This window comes from Duganella margarita (genome assembly GCF_009857535.1).
In the GTDB taxonomy this organism is placed as follows: domain Bacteria; phylum Pseudomonadota; class Gammaproteobacteria; order Burkholderiales; family Burkholderiaceae_D; genus Rugamonas; species Rugamonas margarita.
The window spans coordinates 1-613 of the sequence record NZ_WWCS01000072.1 but is presented as its reverse complement, the minus strand read 5'-3'; the positions used below and the strand labels follow the sequence as shown (position 1 = coordinate 613).

The following is a 613-nucleotide window of genomic DNA, read 5'->3' as shown; positions in this document are numbered from 1 at the left end:
GTTATAGGGACAAGTGAATAAGTGCACATGGTGGATGCCTTGGCGATTACAGGCGATGAAGGACGTAGTAGCTTGCGATAAGCTGCGGGGAGCTAGCAAACAAGCTTTGATCCGCAGATTTCCGAATGGGGAAACCCGGCCTTTTAGGTCATCACTCACTGAATACATAGGTGTGTGAAGCGAACGCGGCGAACTGAAACATCTAAGTAGCTGCAGGAAAAGAAATCAACCGAGATTCCCAAAGTAGTGGCGAGCGAAATGGGAAGAGCCTGCACGTGATAGTCGGACTGATAATGGAATGCTCTGGAAATGGCAGCCACAGCGGGTGATAGCCCCGTACATGAAATCAGACCGGTGGTACTAAGCGTGCGACAAGTAGGGCGGGACACGAGAAATCCTGTCTGAATATGGGGGGACCATCCTCCAAGGCTAAATACTCGTAATCGACCGATAGTGAACCAGTACCGTGAGGGAAAGGCGAAAAGAACCCCGGGAGGGGAGTGAAATAGATCCTGAAACCGTGTGCATACAAACAGTAGGAGCGGACTTGTTCCGTGACTGCGTACCTTTTGTATAATGGGTCAGCGACTTACATTCAGTGGCAAGGTTAACC

The 613-nt window shown here is 50.2% G+C and carries 1 rRNA gene; it reads left to right on the top strand.

The features are described 5' to 3' along the window. Nucleotides 1–7 precede the first annotated feature (7 nt). Nucleotides 8–613 (top strand): 23S ribosomal RNA (locus GTP55_RS29240); the annotation flags it as partial.